We start from the raw sequence: 18,391 nt of genomic DNA, 5'->3' as shown, positions 1-18,391 counted from the left end.
GTTCTATGCCTTGGCCTGCATCGAGCTACGAGCAGGGTTTCCCTGCTTTTCGGCTTTCGGGTCCGTCTCGTCGGCCTTGGCGCACACCCCGGCCTCGATCCGCTCGCCGATGCCCTTGTCGACGTTGCGCCAGTAGTCGAACGCCCGCTCCAGTACGGGCTCGGTGACGCCGTTGAGCAGATGCCCCACGACGTTGTCGACGAGGCGCTCACGCGCGGCGTCGTCCAACACCTCGCGCACGAGCGTGCCGGCCTGCCCCCAGTCGTCGTCCTCCGCGTGGTCGACGTAGGCGGCGCGGGTGATGTCCCCGTCGGTGTGCCAACTCGGGATCTTCCCGACCCTCGACATGTCGGCCGCCGGGCCGCCCTTCGAGTTCGGCGCGTACACCGGATCCGCGACCTTCACCATGCGCATCGCACCGTCCTTGCTGTACGAGTGCACCGGTGAGGTCGGCGCGTTCACCGGGATCTGCTGGTAGTTGGCGCCGAGGCGGTGCCGGTGGGCGTCGGCGTAGGAGAACAACCGGGCCAGGAGCATCCGGTCCGGGCTCGGCCCGATGCCGGGTACGAGGTTGTTCGGCTGGAACGCGAGCTGCTCGATCTCGGTGTGGTTGTCGGTCGGGTTGCGGTCCAGCGTCATCCGGCCGACCTCGATCAGCGGGTAGTCGCCGTGCGGCCAGACCTTGGTGAGGTCGAAGGGGTTGAAGCGGTAACCCGGCGCGTCGCCGTAGGGCATGATCTGCACGTACAGCGTCCAGCTCGGGTGCTCCCCGTCCCGGATGTGCTCGAACAGGTCCCGTGTGTGGTAGTCGGTGTCGGCAGCCGCCATCTGGTCGGCCTCGTCCTGGGTGAAGAACTCCACGCCCTGATCGGTCTTGAACGTGTACTTGACCCAGAACTCCTCGCCGGCCTCGTTGATCCACATGTAGGTGTGCGAGGTGTAGCCGTTCATGTGCCGCCACGTGCGCGGGATCCCCCGGTCACCCATCAGCCAGGTCACCTGGTGCGCGGACTCCGGCGAAAGGGTCCAGAAGTCCCACTGCATGTCGTGGTCGCGGAGGTTGTTGTCGGCACGGCGCTTCTGGGAGCGGATGAAGTGCTGGAACTTCATCGGGTCCTTGACGAAGAAGACCGGCGTGTTGTTGCCGACCATGTCGTAGTTGCCCTCGGCCGTGTAGAACTTCAGCGCGAAGCCGCGGGGGTCGCGCCAGGTGTCGGGGCTGCCGCGCTCTCCGGCCACGGTCGAGAACCGCGCGGCCATCTCGGTCTTCTGTCCCGGCTGGAACAGCGCTGCTTTGGTGTAGGCGCTGACGTCGTTCGTGACCTCGAACCGGCCGAACGCGCCGCTGCCCTTCGCGTGAGGCTGCCGCTCAGGTATCCGCTCGCGGTTGAACTGCGCCATCTGCTCGATCAGGTAGCTGTCCTGCAGCAGGATCGGACCACCCGGTCCGACGGTGAGTGAGTGTTCGTCGCTCTCGGCCGGGATGCCGGCATCGGTTGTCGTGAACCTCGAAGTGGGATCGCTCACCAGTGTTCCTCCTCGTGATGGTGGGGCTCGTGCAGTTCGGGTGCACGTTCAGCAGAGGGGCCTCGTCCTGGCGTCGCCCGAGCGTGGGGAGCGGCGGGTGGACACGTTCGAGCGTGGCCGGCCAGCGGTGCCCGCCGCGGAAGCCGTGCGGGCCGCGGTACACCGCTGTGTCGGCAGTCATGCCTCAGGCGCTGACGAAACCATCACCAGCGCTTGCCCGGTCGCCGCGCGTCCAAAACCTGCGGGCTCGTCGTCGCCGGGTGGATTTCGCGGGCAGATCGTGCGTAACGGGTACAAGTCCAGCAGTCGCAGGGCCTGCCGGGGCCGTCAGAACGCCACGTTGATCACGATCGAGGCGAGTATCGCGACGAGCAGCCCCGCCAGCCCGAAGGACAGCGGCCTCCTGCCCCACGGGGTTCTCGCGTCCAGGGACAGGCGGCCGGAGCCGGCGAGCAGCAGCACCAGTGCGATCACGGCGAGGGTGAGCTCGAACTCGAAACCCGTTCCAGCGCCCTCGAAGAAGCCGCCGCCGTGCTTGGCCCAGACCACGCTCAGCTGGACCCCGAGCACCCCGGCGGCCGCCAGCGGGGTGACCAGGCCCAGCACGAGCATCACGCTCGCGCCGACCTCGGTCAGCCCGGTGACCCAGGACAACAGGGTGATCCCGCGGGTGAAGCCGTAGCCGTGGAGGACGTGGGCGAAGCTGCTGAGCCCGGGCCCGCCGAGAAAGCCGAACACCTTGATGAGCCCGTGCGCGCCGATCGTCGTGGCCAGGATCAGGCGCAGGAGCAGGAGCGCGACGTCGAACCCCGTGCCGCCGTAGCGGTCGTCGGGGGCACGGACGGCGGGCGTCTCGACGGTCACAGGATCCGTCGTGCCGCCCGCGAGCGACGTCGTGCCCTGGTTGCCGTGGTTCACGTGTGGACCTCGCAGTGCAGATGGTCGGAGGACGGCGGCGAAGTGTCGACCTCTGGAACGGGTCGGCATCGCCACGCCGGATCAGGGGTGGTCGACCTCCGCGTCGACCAGCCGCACGACGGCCATGCTAAACGCCGCACCCCCGAGGTGGCGCCGCATCGTGACCAAGGAACTCACATAGCGGGCGTCGGGCTGCCCCGGTCCGCAGCTCCCGGCGCGGTCAGCCTCCGTGCAGACGAGTGATGTAGTCGTGCGCCATGAGGGCGAACTCCTTCCACTTGTCGAGCGGAAGCTTCGTCATCTGGGAGGCGCGGAACTCGAAGATCCCGGCCTCCTGGCGTGCGTTGTCCGGCCCGACCTGCTCGGTCCTGTCCTTCAACGCCCCCATGTTGGTGGGGGCGAAAACGCTGTTCAGCTTGTCGTCGTTCTCGGCGATGGCCGTCAGCCAGTCCTTGATCGTCAGGTCGCGGACGCCCGTGCGTTTGGTGCCCGCCTCGATGACGTTCTTGTCCGGGTCGATGGCGCCGCCGCTGAACTTGCCCGCTGTTGCGGCATCGACGACCAGATCGACCCACAGTTGCTTGTCGGCCTCGAGGATCGTCCGTTCGGCTGCCGGCAGGAGCTGGAACAGCTTGGCGAAGTCGGTGCGCGCCATGAGGACGTTGGCGATCTGCTTCGGGTAGGCGAGCTGCTGGGCGGTGACCGAGCCCTTGATGATGTAGCTCGAGATCACGGCGATCAGGCCTCTGAGGTCGTCGCTGGGTGTCGGAATGGCACCCTTGCCCGTCACGCGGCGGGCCTGCCCTGCGAGGTACGACGTACCCGGCTGCATCGGGGTGGGTGCGGGTCTGTCCTGGGGCGGTTGAGGCGCAGGCTGCTGTCCGGCCGCGGGTGCGGGCGGCGGGGGCGGTGCCATCCGGGTGATCGCGCCGAGCGCCAGACCGAGGGTGACCTGCGGGCTCCCGTCGAGCCGCCCTCGCGGGGTGATCACGAAGTTCTTGTCCGGCTTCCGGTTCGTGGCCTTGTCCTGCGTGAAGTGCTCCGTCCCCTGTGCGGCCTGCTCCATGCCTTTGCCGACGTCGGTGAGGTTCTTCATCACGGTGTCGAGGCGTTGCTTGCCCTCGTCGCCCTCCTCCACCGGCGGGTCGACCACGAACTCGATCTCGGACCGCTTGTTGGGCGCGGTGTCGGCGGTGACCTTGAAGCCGTCGAACGGATCCCCGACGACGTCGTACTTCTTCAGTGGCTTGCCAGGCTTGGTCTTGCCGATCAGCGGCTTGTCCGCCGTGTCGACGTACCATCCGGTCTCGATCTCGATTCCGACCTTGCGCTGCACCGTGAGCCGGCCCGGTGCCGGCCCGGATCGGGCGTGCGGGGGCTCGGGTGCGTTCTGTCCGAGCTCGGTGGGTGGGTGCCGCAGCGCGCGGTGGGCGTTCGCCTCGGCAGCTCGTTCGTCGTGGTCGCTCGGGTCGCTGATCCTCAACCCGTCACCGCGGACGGTTCCTGCGACCGGTCCTCGTCGTTGCTGGATGACGTGGGTCAGTTCGTGGGCGAGCGTGTGGCGGTCGCCGGCGCCGGGGCCCAGAACGACGTGCTCGCCGGAGGTGTAGGCCTGTGCGCCGATCGCGGCGGCGGATCGGCCGGCAGCGGGTCCAGTGTGGATGCGGACGGAGCGGAAGTCCGCGCCGAGGCGGGCTTCCATGTCGCGCCTCACCGGGGTGTCGAGCGGCCGTCCCGGGGAGGGCAGTACGTCGAGGACGCCCGAGCGCTGCACCGTCGGTTCCTCGACAGGTTCCTCTGCCCGGCTCGTCTGGAGGAAGGCGACGACGGCTGCGTTCCCCGCGCTGCGCTGCAAGGTCAGGAATGCGGCCGGGACCCCGCTGGGCCGGGCTGGGGCGAACGGACGAGCGGGGTGGGACGTCCCGGCCTGGTCGATGTCGCGCCCCGCTGTCGACTCGTAACGGCGCACGGGGCCTCCTTCGCGAGGAGTGATCAACACCCTCGTCTCGGTGACACTAGGGCCAGGCTGCCGGGCGGGCAGGAATCATCCGGGCATCTCGGCGGGTAATCACGTTGCCCGAATGGCCATCCGGACGGTGGCTGCCCGCGCGATCGGCGGGGTTGCTCAGAAGAGCCGGGCGAGCGCTTCGTCGAGGTCGGGCAACCCGGACAGGTCGATCCGGAAGTGCTCCTCCAGCACGGCGCATACCTCGGCCGGGGTCTGCAGGGTACGGCGTTCGCTCGGGCCGCCGAGGTGGTGCACGGTGAGGGTGGTGCCGTTCAGGGCGTAGCGCCGGTCGGTGCCGGGGCGCGCCGCGATCGGCGTGGCACGCAGGTGCGACGCCGGGTGGTGCCCGAGGTACCAGTTCGTCACCTCGTAGTCGGCGAGGCACTGCTCGGTGAGATCGAACCGATAGAGGGGGCGCCACTCGCCCGCGACCAGCGCTTGCATCACGAACCCGGCGCCGTCGGGCCGCAGGCGGAACGACTCGTGCGGGGTGGCCTGCTCGACCTCGGGCTCGAGCGCCAGCACACCGGTGAGCGTCAGACCTCCGAAGCCGACGTCGACCACGTGCGGCCCCTCCGGCAGGTCGATGTGCAGCAGCATGTGGCTCCGCGGCGTCGCGGGCGCATCGGCCGGGCGTCCCCACAGCACCCGCGCCGCGAGGCCCGTGGTGCGGTAACCCAGCGCGTCGAGGGCGCCGCGCAGGAGGAGGTTCTGCTCGAAGCACCAACCACCCCGTCCGCCGTGGACGAGCTTCGCTGCGAGGCTCTCTTGGTCGAGCCGCACGTCCCGGCGCGTGAACGGGTCGAGGTTCTCGAACGCGATCGACTCCGCGTGCGCGGCGACGATGCGCCGCAGGGCAGGGAGGTCGGCATCGCGAGCGCCGGGCTCACCGATCCTGTCGAGGTACGAGGTCAGCGCCGACGTCGCCGAGCCGGTGGTGGCCATGGCAGCCATCCTGGACGCTGCACCCAACCCAGGGTCAAGAGGAGTTATCGATCATCCATGGATGCAGGTGCCGGTACCCGCGAACGGTGAGGGGCCGCAGCGGGCGCAGCGTGAACCGGGGGTCGTCCGCGAGATTCTGGGCGACCGTCCGGTCGACGAGCACGGAGTCCGGGTCGGCGTGCGTGGTGAGCCGGGACGCGATGTTGACGACCTCGCCGTAGACGTCCCCGTACCGCACGAGGACGGGACCGGCTGCCAGCCCGATCCGCAGCCGGGGGAGCAGGGGCTCGCCGCGCGCGCGGTCGCGCAGGCCCAGGGCTATCGCCGCCCCGTCGGCGATCTCGTCGGCGACGAACAGAACCTCGTCCCCGACCGTCTTGACGATCCGGCCGTGTCCGTCGGCGATCACCTCGGTGGTGGTGGAGCCGAAGCGTTCGATCATCTCGCCGAGCTCCGCGCTGCTGCGGCGCCGTGTCGTGCGGGTGAAGCCCACCATGTCGGCGAAGCCGACGACCAGAGGCCAGGTGTCGGGTGCCTCCTCCTGAGCGCCCGAGGTGGCCAGCACGCGGTGGACGGTGGCCGCAAGGTGCCGGCGCCACACGTAGGTCTGCAGTGACTCCAGAGCGGGCAGCACCGCGGCGGTGGTCTCGAGCGCCTGCTGCGCCGTGACGTCGTCCGATCGGCTCTCGATGAGCCGTTTCACCAGGCCGACCTGCCACTCCGCGAGGCGCGACATCTGCTGTGCCACGGCCCGGGCGACCGCTTCGCGCACGTCGAGTTCGAGCACACCGGCCTCGGTGAGGCCGGTCATCAGGCGAACGGCCTCGATGTCGTGCTCGGTGAACAGCACGGCGTCGTCCGCCACCTCGGCGAACCCCAGCGACCGCCACAGCCTGCGTCCCTCGTCGAGGTCGAGGCCGGCCACCTCACTCATCCGCAGCCGCGTGTAGCGCCGCGGTGCTCCCAGCACGATCTCCTCGATCGCCTCGTCGAGCGGGCGGTCGGCCGTGCCCACGTCAGGTCGTGTGGACGATCAGCACGTCCACTCCCGCGCGGCGCGCGGCGTCGGACGGGACGGAGCCGAGCAGCCGCCCGCTCAACGTGTTGAGTCCGCGGTTGCCGACGACGAGCAGGTCGGCGTTCGCGTCGGCGACGGCCTTGCGGAGCACCTCCACGGGCGGGCCGTCGGCGGCCACCGTGCGGACCCGGCCGGCGCCTGCGGCGAGTGCCCGGTCCTCGGCGGAGCGCAGCGTCTCCTCGGCCGGGGTCCAACCGCGGACCAGGAAGGCCTCGTCCTTGAGGACGTCCTCGGCCTCGGCGGTGTCGTCCCGTCCGGTCGGGGTGTAGGCGCACACGATCACGAGCTCGGCGCCGGTGTCGCCCGCGACGGCGGCGGCGCGGTCCACGGCCGCGAAGGAGGTGGCGGATCCGTCGGTGCCGACGACGATGGTGCGGTAGGCGGACATGGAGGCCTCCGGCTCGGGGGAACGTCGGCCCCGGAGGTTACCGGCGGTAGCGGGTGGCCCCGGCACGCGGTGGGATCACCCGATCGTGGTCACCTCGTCGATCACGGGGGGTGCGGGCGGGCGCAGCGCGGGCCCGACGAGCCGCCGTCGCAGCCGCCAGCCGGCACGAGCGAAGAGCGCGTTCATCGTGGCCGCCATCCCGCGCAGGTCCTGACGCCCGGTGAGGTAGGCCCAACGGTGGCGCTCGGGCAGGCCGAGGAACACCTCGAAGAAGGCCGGCACCTCGTCGGGCGGCATGCGCAGCAGCGCCTCGAGCCCGACGCGGCGCAGGCGGTGCACCGCGCGTGCCGCCGCGGGCCAGATGGTCGCGTCGGCAGCGGCCAGCGCGGCGTGGGGACCCGCCGGGAGGTGAGTGGCCACCGCGTCGGCCACCGCAGGTGCGAGGCCGAGTGTCGCGGCGAGGTTGAACCCGCTCGCCGGATGCACGAGCGGGGCCGCCGCCCCGAAGCCGAGCACGCCGGGTGTCCGGTGCAGCGGGGAGTCGACGGGGAAGACCACCCGCTCGATCGGTGCGGTGGACTGAGGTGTGATCCCGTGGCGGGCCAACCGCGCGAGGAGCCTGCGCTGCAGCACCGGCAGCGGAAGCCCGGGACGACGTGCCAGCGAGGTCTCCTCGAGCAGCACCGAGCCGCGGCCGAGCGGCACGGCGTAGAGGAACGTCGGCCAGCCGTCCTCGCCGTGGTCGCGGCGCCAGTCCATGAACAACGCGGTGCCTGTGGCGACGAGGCCGGCCGCCTGCGACTCGTCGACCACCACGCCGTACGCCGTCTGTTCCGCGGCGGGACGCCGGTGAGTGGATTCCGAGCGCAGCGGCTGGCGCCGGCCACCGGCGTCCACGACGATCCCGGCCTCGATCCGGGAGCCGTCCGCCAGCGCGACCGTCCCGGGGACCACCACATCGACAGCGCGTCCAGCCAGCACGGTGGCTCCGGAGCGCCCGAGGCGGGAGTCCAAGTGTGCGCGCAGCCCTGCGACGTCCAGAACGGCGTAGTCCCAGCCCAGATCGTGCGGCGAGAGCGCGATGGCGCGACCGCGCACCACGGCGGCCACCGCCGACGGGGGCAGCGCCGCGGGCAGCTCGCGGACCCAGCAGCCGTAGGTGACCCGCCACGGGGCGTCCGGAGTCGGGTCGACCAGCAGGGTGCGCAGCCCGCGCTCGGCGGTCTCGGCGGCCAGGGACCGGCCCGCGGGGCCGCCGCCGACCACGAGAACGTCCGCTCTGAGCACGGACTCGTTCTACCGCCCCACCCGGCGAGTCGCCCGTTGCCGTCCGCAAGTCGTGCCGCACGCGGCGATTAGCCTGCTGAGATGACCGATCTGGGGGTGGCAGGCGACCTGGTAGTGGGGCCGACAACAGGTCACGAGCCGGACGGGGCCGGGCCGGATCACGCCGCGCGGGCGGCCCGGCGCTCGCTGGTGCCCGAGACGGGTGCAGCCCTTGCCCGTAGCCCCTTCCGCGTGGACCGGGATCGGATCGTGGCCTCGCCGTTCTTCGCCAGGCTGGCCGGGGTGACCCAGGTGGTGAGCCCCACGGGGTCGGGGTTGCTCGTGCACAACCGGCTCACCCACAGCCTGCAGGTGGCCCAGGTGGGGCGCGCGATCGCCGAGCGACTGACCGCCGACGCCACCACGGCCGCCGTGCTCGACCGGCTGGGCGGCCTCGACGCGGACGTCGTCGAGGCCGCGGCACTCGCCCACGACCTGGGCCACCCTCCGTTCGGGCATCTCGGGGAGCAGGTGCTCGACCGGCTCGGACGTGACCAGCTCGGGCTGCCCGACGGGTTCGAGGGCAACGCACAGAGCTTCCGGATCGTCACCACGATCGACCTGCACGGCCCCGGCGGCACGGGCCTGGACCTCACCGCCGCCGTCCGGGCCGCAGTTCTGAAGTACCCGTGGGCGAGGCGGGGCCATCCCGATCCGCATCCGAGCGCGGCGGCGCTCCCACCGCGGGGTGGGGGTCCGCTGCCGGGCGCTCCGGATGCCGGATCGGCGAAGTTCTCGGCCTACTCCACCGAGTTGGACGACCTGCGAGCCGGCCGCGGCGCGTTCGGGGCGATCGGGCCGTGGCAGCAGACCGTGGAAGCGGCCGTGATGGACCTCGCCGACGACATCGCCTACGCGATTCACGACCTCGAGGACTTCCACCGTGTCGGCGTGCTCCAGCAGGCCGGGGTGGCTGCTGAGCTGCGCGGCTGGCAGCAGGCGGGCTCGGCGGTCGGAGGCGACCGTCCCGGGGCCGCTCTGGAGCGGCTCCGGCGCAGGCTCGAGAACAAGGACGGCTGGGCCTACGACGCGGAGGCGTTCGCCGCGGCCGTCGAGCGCGTCCGTACGGAGCTCGCGGACGGGCTGCTGGCCTCCTCGTTCGACGGGTCGATGGCCGCGGAACGGGCCGTCGCCGAGTTCTCCGCGCGGTGGACCGCACGGCTCGTGGGCGGGGTGCGGGTGCTCACCGATCCGCCGGTCCGTTCCGCGCACGTCGCGCTGGCCACCGAGCAGTGGCACGAGGTGGCGGTGCTCAAGTTCGTGCACCACCGGTTCGTGCTGCAACGCGCCGATCTCGCCTCGCACCAGCGCGGGCAGGCCACAGTGCTGGCAGGTCTCGTCGGAGCGCTGCACGACTGGCTCGCCGAGGACGACAGCGAGACCCGCAAGCCGCCGCGCCTGCGCGACCTGGTCGAGCTGGCCCGCGGTGAGTTCGCCGCGTTCGCGCCTGCCGCCGACGTGGAGCGGCTGGCGCGTGGCCGCGCGGTGGTGGACTACGTCGCCTCGCTCACCGACGGACAGGCCACGGCGTTGCTCGACGTGCTGACCGGGCGCTCGGCCCGGCTCTGGACCGACGCGGCCGTGCTCTAGCGGTGGCGGACCACGAGTGCGATCAGGCCGGGCCTCGTGAGCCGGTGGCGAGGATCCCGCCGTCGATCCGCACGGTCTCGCCGGTGATCCAGGACGCCGCGTCGGACACCAGGAAGGCGACGAGCGAGGCCACGTCCGCGGGCTCGCCGAGCCGCTTCATCGGGAACGGCTCGCTGGCCTTCTCCTCGCCCTCGGCGTACAGCATGCTGGCGAACTTCGTCTTCACCACCGATGGCGCCACGGCGTTGACGCGGATACCGGGCCCGAGCTGCCAGGCGAGCTCCTCGGTGAGACGGATCAGCGCCGCCTTGGACGCGCCGTAGACCGGGATCACACCCGTGGAGCGCAGCCCGGCGGTGGACGCGAGGTTGACCACGGCACCACCGTGCTCGCCCATCCACGCCTTGTAGGCCAGCTGCACGAACGCCAGCGCCGCGACGACGTTGGTGTCGAAGATCTTGCGGACGGCGTCGAGGTCGGCGTCCATGAGGAAGCCGTAGATCGGGTTGATGCCGGTGTTGTTGACGAGGATCCCGAGGCTGCCGAACGTCTCGATGGTGCGGGTGACGGCCTCCTCGCGGGCCTCCGCCGAGCCGGCGTTGCCCGCCACCGTCAGCACGCGCGACGCGTCGCCACCTGCGAAGTCGGCGACCAGCTTCTCGCCCGCGGCGGCGAGCTCGTCGGGCTTGCGGGCCGTGATCGTCACGGACGCACCGCGGGAGAGCAGCTCGCCGGCGATGGCGAACCCGATGCCGCGGCTCGCGCCGGTGATGAGGGCTGCTCGGCCGGACAGGTCGGTGAGATCGGTCATGTGCGGCACCCTACTTCCAGAATCCGCTAGCCCGGGTCGGTAGTCTGGATGCCGTGATCCGGACCGTGTAGCGGCGAGCAGCTCCCCGGGCACTCGTCTGTACTGCCGGAACCTTCTGGAGTTTCTTCTCGTGATCACCGCCACTGACCTGGAACTGCGTGCCGGGTCCCGGATCCTGCTGTCCGGGGCCACCCTGCGCGTGCAGCCGGGCGACCGCATCGGGCTCGTCGGGCGCAACGGCGCCGGCAAGACCACCTCGATGCGGGTGCTGGCAGGCGAGGGCGAGCCGTACGCCGGCAGCGTCGGTTCCAACAGCCCCGTCGGCTACCTGCCCCAGGACCCTCGCGAGGGCGACCTGACCATCACGGCGAAGGATCGCGTGCTGTCCGCGCGCGGGCTCGACGAGATGCTGCGCGAGATGGAGAAGGCCCAGACGGCGATGGCCGAGCTGGTCGACGGCGCCCAGAACGAGCGGGCGGTACGCGAGTACGGCCGTATCGAGGAGCGCTTCTCGGCCCTCGGCGGGTACGCCGCCGAGAGCGAGGCCGCCCGGATCTGCGCCCACCTGGGCCTGCCTGACCGCGTGCTGCACCAGCAGGTGGCCACCCTCTCCGGCGGTCAGCGCCGCCGGGTCGAGCTGGCCCGCATCCTCTTCGCCGCCTCCGACGGTGGCGGCGGCGGAGCGCCCAGCGCCACCACGCTGCTGCTCGACGAGCCCACCAACCACCTCGACGCCGACTCGATCACCTGGCTGCGCTCCTTCCTCTCCGCCCACGACGGTGGTCTCGTCGTGATCAGCCACGACACCGAACTGCTGGCCGCGGTGGTCAACAAGGTGTGGTTCCTCGACGCCACGCGCAGCGAGGTCGACGTCTACAACATGGACTGGCGCCGCTACCAGGAGGCGCGCTCCACCGACGAGAAGCGCCGCCGCCGCGAGCGCGCCAACGCGGAGAAGAAGGCTGCCGTGCTGCACACGCAGGCGGCGAAGATGGGCGCGAAGGCCACGAAGGCCGTCGCCGCGAAGAACATGGCGCGCCGGGCCGACCAGCTGCTCGCAGGCCTCGAACCCGAGCGCCGCGCCGACCGCGTCGCGAAGATCCGCTTCCCCGACCCGTCGCCGTGCGGGCGCACCCCGCTCACCGCGGAGGGGCTGAGCAAGGCGTTCGGCTCGCTGGAGGTGTTCACCGGCGTCGACCTCGCCGTGGACCGCGGCACGAAGGTCGTGGTGCTGGGGCTCAACGGCGCCGGGAAGACCACGCTGCTGAGGCTGCTCGCCGGCACCGAGATGCCCGACGCAGGCCGGGTCGTGCCCGGCCACGGGCTGCGCACCGGCTACTACGCGCAGGAGCACGACACTCTCGATCTCGACGCCACGGTCTGGGAGAACGTCCGGCACGCCTCGCCGGACACCCCGGAACAGCAGCTGCGGACGTTGCTCGGGTCGTTCATGTTCTCCGGCGACCAGCTCTCGCAGCCCGCCGGCACGCTCTCGGGCGGGGAGAAGACGCGCCTCGCACTGGCCGGGCTCGTCTCGAGCGCCGCCAACGTCCTTCTGCTCGACGAGCCGACCAACAACCTCGACCCGGCGAGCCGCGAACAGGTTCTCGACGCGCTCCGGCGCTTCGCGGGGGCCGTCGTTCTGGTCACCCACGACCCCGGCGCGGTCGAGGCGCTGCACCCCGACAAGGTCATCGTGCTGCCCGACGGCACCGAGGACCTCTGGTCGGCCGACTATCTCGAACTCGTTCAGTTGGCCTGATCGGGCGATTTGCCACTCTTCGGGCGACCACCCGATCGGACAAAGTTATTCGGCACCTCGTGTTCACCGACTGTAATCCATGGGTCGGAAATGAACCTGAGTGGGCTCACCCTCGGCGACAATCAGGTGGCGAGGGAGTGGCCGGGAGGTCACAGGGGTGCGTCAATGATCACCCGTCCGCGTGGTCCGTTCGGCGCAACCGTTCACCGATCATCGAGTGGATCTCCTGGTTACAGGTCTTTCGGTAAGCGATCATTGCGCGCACCGGGGGGCCGGTAACGAGCCGCGCGCGGAAGTACTGCGGCGGACAGAGGAGGAAACGGCCGTGGCCGACCTGAAGAAGGGTGCACGTATCACCGGCACCCAGCGTGACAAACTCGCCACCGATCTCAAGAAGAAGTACGAGAAGGGCGCCAGCATCCGAGCGCTCGCTGAGCAGACCGGGCGGTCCTACGGATTCGTTCACCGGGTCCTCAGCGAGACGGGTGTGTCCTTGCGGGGTCGTGGCGGGGCGACGCGCACCAAGAAGAAGTAAGACTGCCGCGGGCTAGCCTGCCCGCATGACGACAGCGGCGGTGGACCCCGGCCTTCTCGAGCGCGGCGGAGTGGCGCTCGACGTGGACGGCCCCCGGGCAACGATCTGGCTTTCGCGCCCTGAGGCGCTGAACGCACAGACGCCGGCAACGTGGGAAGCGTTGCGCACGATCGGCGAAGCCCTTTCCGATGAGGTTCGGGCAGTAGTCGTGCGGGGTGAAGGACGGGCTTTCTCAGCCGGTCTCGACAGGCGCTTCTTCTGGGCACGCGAAGTCGATGGGATGCCCGGCATCGCCGGCATCGCGGAGCTGCCCGACGGAGACGCCGATGCCGTCATCGCCGGTTTCCAGGCCGGCTTCTCGTGGCTGCGTCACCCCGCACGGGTCACCGTTGCGGCGGTACAGGGCCACGCGATCGGAGCTGGATTCCAGCTCGCGCTGGCCTGTGACCTGCGGGTTGTTGCCGACGACGTGCAGTTCTGCATGGCGGAGGCCACCTTGGGGATCGTCCCGGACCTCGGCGGCACCCACCCACTGGTCCACGCCGTGGGCTACGCCCGCGCCGTGGAGATATGCCTCACCGGGCGGCGGGTCGGAGCGGAGGAGGCGGTGGCATGCGGCCTCGCACTGCGTGCGGTTCCCGTTGCGGAACTGGACGCCGAGGTCGATGCCCTCGTCTCCGCCCTCCTGGCCCCGCCGCCCGGTGCCGGCGCTGAGACCCACGCATTGCTCGCGCGAGTAGCGGACGGCCTGGACCCCGCCGCCGCCCTAGCGGCGGAACGCGCTGCGCAGCTTCGCCGTCTGCGGAGCCTCGCCGCAGGTGAGGGATGATCGTGGGGATCAGGGAGTAAAAGGACGCCGCGGCGGCGTTGCAGCGCTCCGAAGAGCTGTTGCAACGGTGTAAGTAAGGAGCCGCGGTGGATCGGACCTGGGGAATGATGCGGGGCGTCGTCCGCGCGGCAGACGCCCCGAAGTCGGTGAAGAAGGGCACGATCACGCGGATCTGGGCCTTCGCCCAGCCCTACCGCGGCTGGCTGCTGACCTTCCTGCTCCTGACGGTCGTCTCAGCCACCATCGGTGTGCTGACGCCGATACTCGCCGGGCGCGTGGTGAACGCGATCGTCGCGCGCGGCGACGTGTCCGTGGTCGCGGCCACGGTGCTCGGCCTCGCTGGTGGTATCGCTGCCCTCGCGGTGCTCGAGGCCGTGGTCGGCCTGGTGTCGCGGTGGTTCTCCTCCCGCATCGGGGAGGGGTTGATCGTCGACCTGCGGCGCGCTGTCTTCGAGCACGTGCAGCGGATGCCGATCGCCTTCTTCACGCGTACGCGCACGGGCGCCCTCGTGAGCAGACTCAACAACGACGTGATGGGCGCGCAGTCGGCGATCACATCGACGCTGGCCACCGTGCTGAGCAACTCCGTCCAGCTGGCGCTCGCCCTGGGCGTGATGATCAGCCTGGCCTGGCAGGTGACGCTGCTGGCGCTTCTGCTGCTGCCGATCTTCGTGCTGCCCGCCCGCCGGATGGGCCGCACGATCGCCGATCTGCGCCGTGAGTCGGCCGATCTCAACGCGAGCATGAGCACGCAGATGACCGAGCGGTTCTCCGCGCCGGGCGCCACGCTCGTCAAGCTCTTCGGCCGTCCCGAGGAGGAGGCGCGCGAGTTCGGGGAGCGCGCGGAGCGGGTGCGTGACATCGGGGTGCGCACCGCGATGGTGTCGCGCGTGTTCGTCACCGCGCTGTCGCTCGTGTCGGCGCTGGCCCAGGCGCTCGTCTACGGCCTCGGCGGCTACCTGGCGGTGACCGGTCAGATCGAGCCCGGCACGGTCGTCACTCTCGCGCTCCTGCTGACCAGGCTCTACACACCGATGACCGCGCTCGCCAACGCCCGCGTCGACGTGATGACGGCGCTCGTGTCGTTCGAGCGCGTCTTCGAGGTGCTCGACCTGAAGCCGATGATCACGGAGAAGCCGGACGCCGTGGAGCTGCCCGACGGACCCGTCAGCGTGCGGCTGCGCGATGTGCGGTTCGGCTACCCGAACGCGGACCGGGTCTCGCTCGCCTCCCTGGAGGAGGTGGCCGTGCTGGACAACCGCGTCAACGAGGAGGTGCTGCACGGCATCGACCTCGACGTGGGCGCGGGCCGGTTGCTCGCGCTCGTCGGTTCGTCGGGAGCAGGCAAGTCGACGCTCGCCTCCTTGGTGCCGCGGCTCTACGACGTGGACGAGGGCGCGGTCGAGCTGTCCGGCATCGACGTGCGGGACCTGACCTTCGCTGCGGTGCGCGGCGCCGTGGGTGTGGTGACCCAGGACGGGCACCTGTTCCACGACACCATCCGGGCCAACATGCGCTACGCCGCGCCCGAGGCGAGCGACGGCGAGATCATGGACTCCCTGCGCCGGGCCCGCCTCGGCGACCTGCTCGACGCACTTCCCGACGGCCTCGACACGGTGGTGGGGGAGCGCGGGTACCGGCTCTCCGGAGGGGAGCGGCAGCGACTGACGATCGCCCGGCTGCTGCTGGCCCGGCCGCGCGTGGTGATCCTCGACGAAGCCACCGCGCACCTGGACTCCGAGTCCGAGGCCGCCGTCCAGGCCGCCCTGGCCGAGGCGCTCGTGGGCCGTACCGCGATCGTCATCGCCCACCGGCTCTCCACGATCCGGGCCGCCGACGAGATCGCGGTGGTCGAACAGGGCCGGATCGTGGAGCGCGGCACCCACGACGAGTTGCTCGCCGAGGCCGGCCGCTACGCCGCGCTCTACCGCACCCAGTTCGCCGACGGCGACACCCTCGGCGACCCGGCCGTCGAACCCCTGCCGAACGGGATCGCGTGCGGCATCCCGGGGTGCACGGTGCGCCATCAAGAGGCGCACCTGGTCGGCTGACCGGCCGAAATGCGTGGGCGACGCCACGTCCGCTCGTCGTGGCGACGGAGGAGCATGGAAGTCGGGTGACCGGAGAGTCGACGCCGACCACAGCGCCCATCCCTGACGGTTCAACGGTCGGCGGCGATCAGCCGCGCTGGAGCACAACCATGATCATGATCTGCGAGCGCTGCTACGGCCGCATCAGCGACGGCGAGGAAGTTGTCCGGCTGGCCCACATCGCGGAGGCCCTTCCCGACGGCAGCATGACGTGGTGGTACTCCTACACCCACCCCGCCGGCGCCGCGACCTGCGGCGCAACGGTTCTCTCCGGCAAGGAGGGCCCCGACACCGGCGAGTGGAACCCCGCCCGGGGCATCGGCGGCGGGCGGGCCTGACCGACGCGGGCGTGCCCCCGGTTGATCACAACCCGGCAGCGGCAGTAGCACGGGGACCGGGCCGGAGGCGTTGATCATCGGTTGGGGACGTGCGGTCGCGTGTGGCGCGGTCTCCGGTCCCGGTTCGGTGATCATGTCCGCGCGGCGGGGAGCGTGCCGGTCGGCGCTGGCCGTCGGTGGGTGTTGATCGTCGGTTGGGGCCGTGGAGCTGTGTGTGGCGCGGTCGCCGGTCCCGAAATGGCGATCATGGCCACGGGCCACGGGCCACGGGCCACGGGCCACGGGCCACGGGCCGTGGGCCGTGCGGTCCGCCGATAGACCTTGATCGTTAGTTGGGGCCTCGGAGCCGTGTGCGGCGCGGTCACCGGTCCCGGAATGGTGATCATGACCGCGGGCGGCGGGTCGGTGCGGTCCGCTGGTAGACCTTGATCGTTAGTTGGGGCCTCGGAGCCGTGTGCGGCGCGGTCACCGGTCCCGGAATGGTGATCATGATCGCCGGCGGCGGGTCGGTGCGGTCTGTTGGTAGACCTTGATCGTCAGTTCGGACCTCGGAGCCGTGTGTGGTGCGGTGGCGGGTCCCAGAGTGGTGATCAACCGCCCGTGGGTGCTTGGGGCACACGTGGCGTCGCGTCGAGCGCGTCGTGGGCGGCAGCGGGGCGGGCCTGCGCGGTGGTGCGGGGCGGCCGTCGGCTCGACCTGCCCGGAGCTTGATCATCGGTTCGGGCCTGGGAACCGTGCTTGGTGTGGTTGCCGCTCCCGGTTCGGGGATCTTGATCGGCCAGCACTGGGGTGCCGTTCGGTGCCGCCGCGGGTAGGTGTTGATCGTCGGTTGGGGCCGTGGAGCCGCGTGTGGCGCGGTCGCCGGTCCCAAGATGGTGATCACCCCCACGGCCTGGCTTTCAGGCGCTGGGTCCGCGCGGTAGCGCGGTGGCGCGCGTGATGTGGGGCCGCGAGGGCCTGCCGAGCGGTCTGGATCGGCCGGATTGACCCGCCCGGAGGTTGATCGTCGGTTCGGGTCCGGGAGCTGTGCGTGGCGGGGTTGCTGCTCCCGGTTTGGCGATCTTGAAGGGGATTGGGCTGAGGCCCAGGCTGTCGGTGGGCTTGATCGTTGGTTCGGGCGCTGGAGCCGTGTATGGCGCGGTTGCTGGTGCCGGATCGGTGATCATGTCCGCGCGGCCGGGAGCGAGCGGGTCGGCGCCGGCCGTCGGTGGGTGTTGATCGTCGCTTCGGGCCGTGGAGCTGCGTGCGGTGCGGTCGGCGGTCCCAGAATGGTGATCATGCCCACACGGCCTGGCTCAGGCGCTCGGTTCCCGCCGTGGCGCGGTCGAGTTTCATGTGGGTGGCCGCGATGCCGGCAAGGGCGAACCGGAGCGGTCAGCTCGCCCGACCCCGAGGTTGATCATCGTTTCGGGGCCCGCAACGGGGTGTGGTGCGGCTGGCGGTACCCAAGTGGTGATCATGGTCCGACCGGTAGGCGTGGCCCGGCGTTGATCACCGGATCCGGACCCCGGGATCCCGGGTGGCGTTCAGCACGAGCGGCCCCGTCAGGTCGCGGGATCGGACCCGCTCGGGGCTCGCGGTCGTCGCGGCCGTCAGCGGCGGCGGACGGCGCCCTCCACGAGGTCGAGCACGCCGGTGAGGTGCTCTGCGGGCAGTTCCATGGACAGGTGGGAGACCAGCCCTTCCAGCACCAGCTCCAGATAGCGCGCCAGCACCGGGATGGGTACGTCGTCGCGCAGCGTGCCGGCCCGCGCCTGCCGTTCGAGCCGTGCCTGGGTGGCCGCGGTGAGGGCCTCGGCGTGCTGGCGCCAGCGGTCACGGAAGCCCGGGTCGGTACGCCCCCGGCGCGCGATTTCGAGGAACGTGCCCGTCCAGCCGGCGTCGATGCGTTCGGGTGATGTCAGGAGCTCCCGCATCACCTGTACGAGGCCCTGCTCGGCCACGATCTCGGTCATCCGTTCGGCGTCCCGCTCGGCGAGGGCGAAGAACAGGGCGTCCTTGTCCCGGAAGTGGTGGAAGATGGCCCCGCGTGACAGGCCGGTGGACTGCTCCAGCCTGCGCACCGTGGCTCCCTCGTAGCCGTGGCGGGCGAAGCACGCGCGAGCCCCGTCGAGGATCTGCTCACGCCTCGCGGCGAGCTGGTCGGCGCTGACACGGGGCATCAGACCAGGATAACCGGAAAGCGAGACGTACGTACGTCTTGAGAATTGCCCTTCCGTACCAGTGACGGCCGTCGAGCCCCTGAA

At 71.0% G+C, this 18,391-nt stretch carries 15 protein-coding genes; 6 read left to right on the top strand and 9 right to left on the bottom strand.

The window, feature by feature from the left end:
• Positions 1-3: 3 nt before the first annotated feature.
• The 7 genes from MMF94_RS18735 to MMF94_RS18705 form a co-directional block, all read right to left on the bottom strand.
• Positions 4-1,527 carry a catalase gene (locus MMF94_RS18735; RefSeq protein WP_241038222.1) on the bottom strand — a complete coding sequence of 508 codons (1,524 nt, stop codon included), beginning with the start codon at positions 1,525-1,527 and terminating at the stop codon, positions 4-6.
• A gap of 327 nt (positions 1,528-1,854) precedes the next feature.
• Positions 1,855-2,445, bottom strand: a complete 591-nt coding sequence (locus tag MMF94_RS18730) for a DoxX family protein (RefSeq protein ID WP_241038220.1) — start codon at positions 2,443-2,445, stop codon at positions 1,855-1,857.
• A gap of 220 nt (positions 2,446-2,665) precedes the next feature.
• Positions 2,666-4,414: an eCIS core domain-containing protein gene (locus MMF94_RS18725; protein ID WP_241038218.1), complete on the bottom strand. Its 1,749-nt coding sequence runs from the start codon at positions 4,412-4,414 to the stop codon at positions 2,666-2,668.
• Between the two features lie 156 nt (positions 4,415-4,570).
• The gene (locus tag MMF94_RS18720; RefSeq protein ID WP_241038216.1) at positions 4,571-5,398 is read right to left on the bottom strand and encodes an arylamine N-acetyltransferase family protein; all 828 of its coding nucleotides are present in this window, start codon (positions 5,396-5,398) and stop codon (positions 4,571-4,573) included.
• 34 nt (positions 5,399-5,432) lie between these two features.
• Positions 5,433-6,413 (bottom strand): adenylate/guanylate cyclase domain-containing protein, encoded by a 981-nt coding sequence (locus MMF94_RS18715; protein ID WP_241038214.1) that lies wholly within the window; start codon positions 6,411-6,413, stop codon positions 5,433-5,435.
• Position 6,414: 1 nt separating this feature from the next.
• The gene (locus tag MMF94_RS18710; protein WP_241038212.1) at positions 6,415-6,864 is read right to left on the bottom strand and encodes a universal stress protein; all 450 of its coding nucleotides are present in this window, start codon (positions 6,862-6,864) and stop codon (positions 6,415-6,417) included.
• A 75-nt stretch (positions 6,865-6,939) separates the two neighbouring features.
• Complete coding sequence (locus tag MMF94_RS18705; RefSeq protein ID WP_241038210.1) at positions 6,940-8,151, bottom strand: lycopene cyclase family protein; 1,212 nt, start codon at positions 8,149-8,151, stop codon at positions 6,940-6,942.
• Between the two features lie 81 nt (positions 8,152-8,232).
• On the opposite strand from MMF94_RS18705, the gene MMF94_RS18700 reads away from it, so the two are divergent.
• Positions 8,233-9,780 carry a deoxyguanosinetriphosphate triphosphohydrolase family protein gene (locus tag MMF94_RS18700; protein ID WP_241038209.1) on the top strand — a complete coding sequence of 516 codons (1,548 nt, stop codon included), beginning with the start codon at positions 8,233-8,235 and terminating at the stop codon, positions 9,778-9,780.
• A 22-nt stretch (positions 9,781-9,802) separates the two neighbouring features.
• Here MMF94_RS18700 and MMF94_RS18695 read toward each other — a convergent pair whose 3' ends face one another.
• Positions 9,803-10,591 carry an SDR family oxidoreductase gene (locus MMF94_RS18695; protein WP_241038208.1) on the bottom strand — a complete coding sequence of 263 codons (789 nt, stop codon included), beginning with the start codon at positions 10,589-10,591 and terminating at the stop codon, positions 9,803-9,805.
• 130 nt (positions 10,592-10,721) lie between these two features.
• Here MMF94_RS18695 and MMF94_RS18690 point away from each other — a divergent pair, with 130 nt between their 5' ends.
• From MMF94_RS18690 to MMF94_RS18670, 5 genes are all read left to right on the top strand, one after another.
• Positions 10,722-12,353 carry an ABC-F family ATP-binding cassette domain-containing protein gene (locus MMF94_RS18690; protein WP_241038207.1) on the top strand — a complete coding sequence of 544 codons (1,632 nt, stop codon included), beginning with the start codon at positions 10,722-10,724 and terminating at the stop codon, positions 12,351-12,353.
• A gap of 325 nt (positions 12,354-12,678) precedes the next feature.
• Positions 12,679-12,888: a helix-turn-helix domain-containing protein gene (locus MMF94_RS18685; protein WP_075942968.1), complete on the top strand. Its 210-nt coding sequence runs from the start codon at positions 12,679-12,681 to the stop codon at positions 12,886-12,888.
• Positions 12,889-12,913: 25 nt separating this feature from the next.
• Positions 12,914-13,717, top strand: coding sequence for an enoyl-CoA hydratase/isomerase family protein (locus MMF94_RS18680; RefSeq protein WP_241038206.1), 804 nt, complete (start codon positions 12,914-12,916; stop codon positions 13,715-13,717).
• Positions 13,718-13,803: 86 nt separating this feature from the next.
• Complete coding sequence (locus tag MMF94_RS18675; RefSeq protein WP_379660589.1) at positions 13,804-15,768, top strand: ABC transporter ATP-binding protein; 1,965 nt, start codon at positions 13,804-13,806, stop codon at positions 15,766-15,768.
• A gap of 149 nt (positions 15,769-15,917) precedes the next feature.
• Complete coding sequence (locus MMF94_RS18670; RefSeq protein ID WP_241038205.1) at positions 15,918-16,145, top strand: hypothetical protein; 228 nt, start codon at positions 15,918-15,920, stop codon at positions 16,143-16,145.
• A gap of 1,592 nt (positions 16,146-17,737) precedes the next feature.
• Here MMF94_RS18670 and MMF94_RS18665 read toward each other — a convergent pair.
• Complete coding sequence (locus MMF94_RS18665) at positions 17,738-18,307, bottom strand: TetR/AcrR family transcriptional regulator (RefSeq protein WP_241038204.1); 570 nt, start codon at positions 18,305-18,307, stop codon at positions 17,738-17,740.
• Positions 18,308-18,391 lie beyond the last annotated feature (84 nt).

Origin of the sequence: Pseudonocardia alaniniphila, from assembly GCF_022524485.1 — a bacterium.
GTDB lineage: Bacteria > Actinomycetota > Actinomycetes > Mycobacteriales > Pseudonocardiaceae > Pseudonocardia > Pseudonocardia alaniniphila.
This window is presented reverse-complemented; position numbering and strand designations above follow the sequence as displayed.

Excerpts from the sequence above, each read along its gene's own strand:
- MMF94_RS18670 (WP_241038205.1), top strand. The coding sequence starts at position 15,918 with ATGATCATGATCTGCGAGCGCTGCTACGGCCGCATCAGCGACGGCGAG.
- MMF94_RS18710 (WP_241038212.1), bottom strand. The coding sequence starts at position 6,864 with ATGTCCGCCTACCGCACCATCGTCGTCGGCACCGACGGATCCGCCACC.
- MMF94_RS18700 (WP_241038209.1), top strand. The coding sequence starts at position 8,233 with ATGACCGATCTGGGGGTGGCAGGCGACCTGGTAGTGGGGCCGACAACA.
- MMF94_RS18695 (WP_241038208.1), bottom strand. The coding sequence starts at position 10,591 with ATGACCGATCTCACCGACCTGTCCGGCCGAGCAGCCCTCATCACCGGC.
- MMF94_RS18720 (WP_241038216.1), bottom strand. The coding sequence starts at position 5,398 with ATGGCCACCACCGGCTCGGCGACGTCGGCGCTGACCTCGTACCTCGAC.
- MMF94_RS18665 (WP_241038204.1), bottom strand. The coding sequence starts at position 18,307 with ATGCCCCGTGTCAGCGCCGACCAGCTCGCCGCGAGGCGTGAGCAGATC.
- MMF94_RS18680 (WP_241038206.1), top strand. The coding sequence starts at position 12,914 with ATGACGACAGCGGCGGTGGACCCCGGCCTTCTCGAGCGCGGCGGAGTG.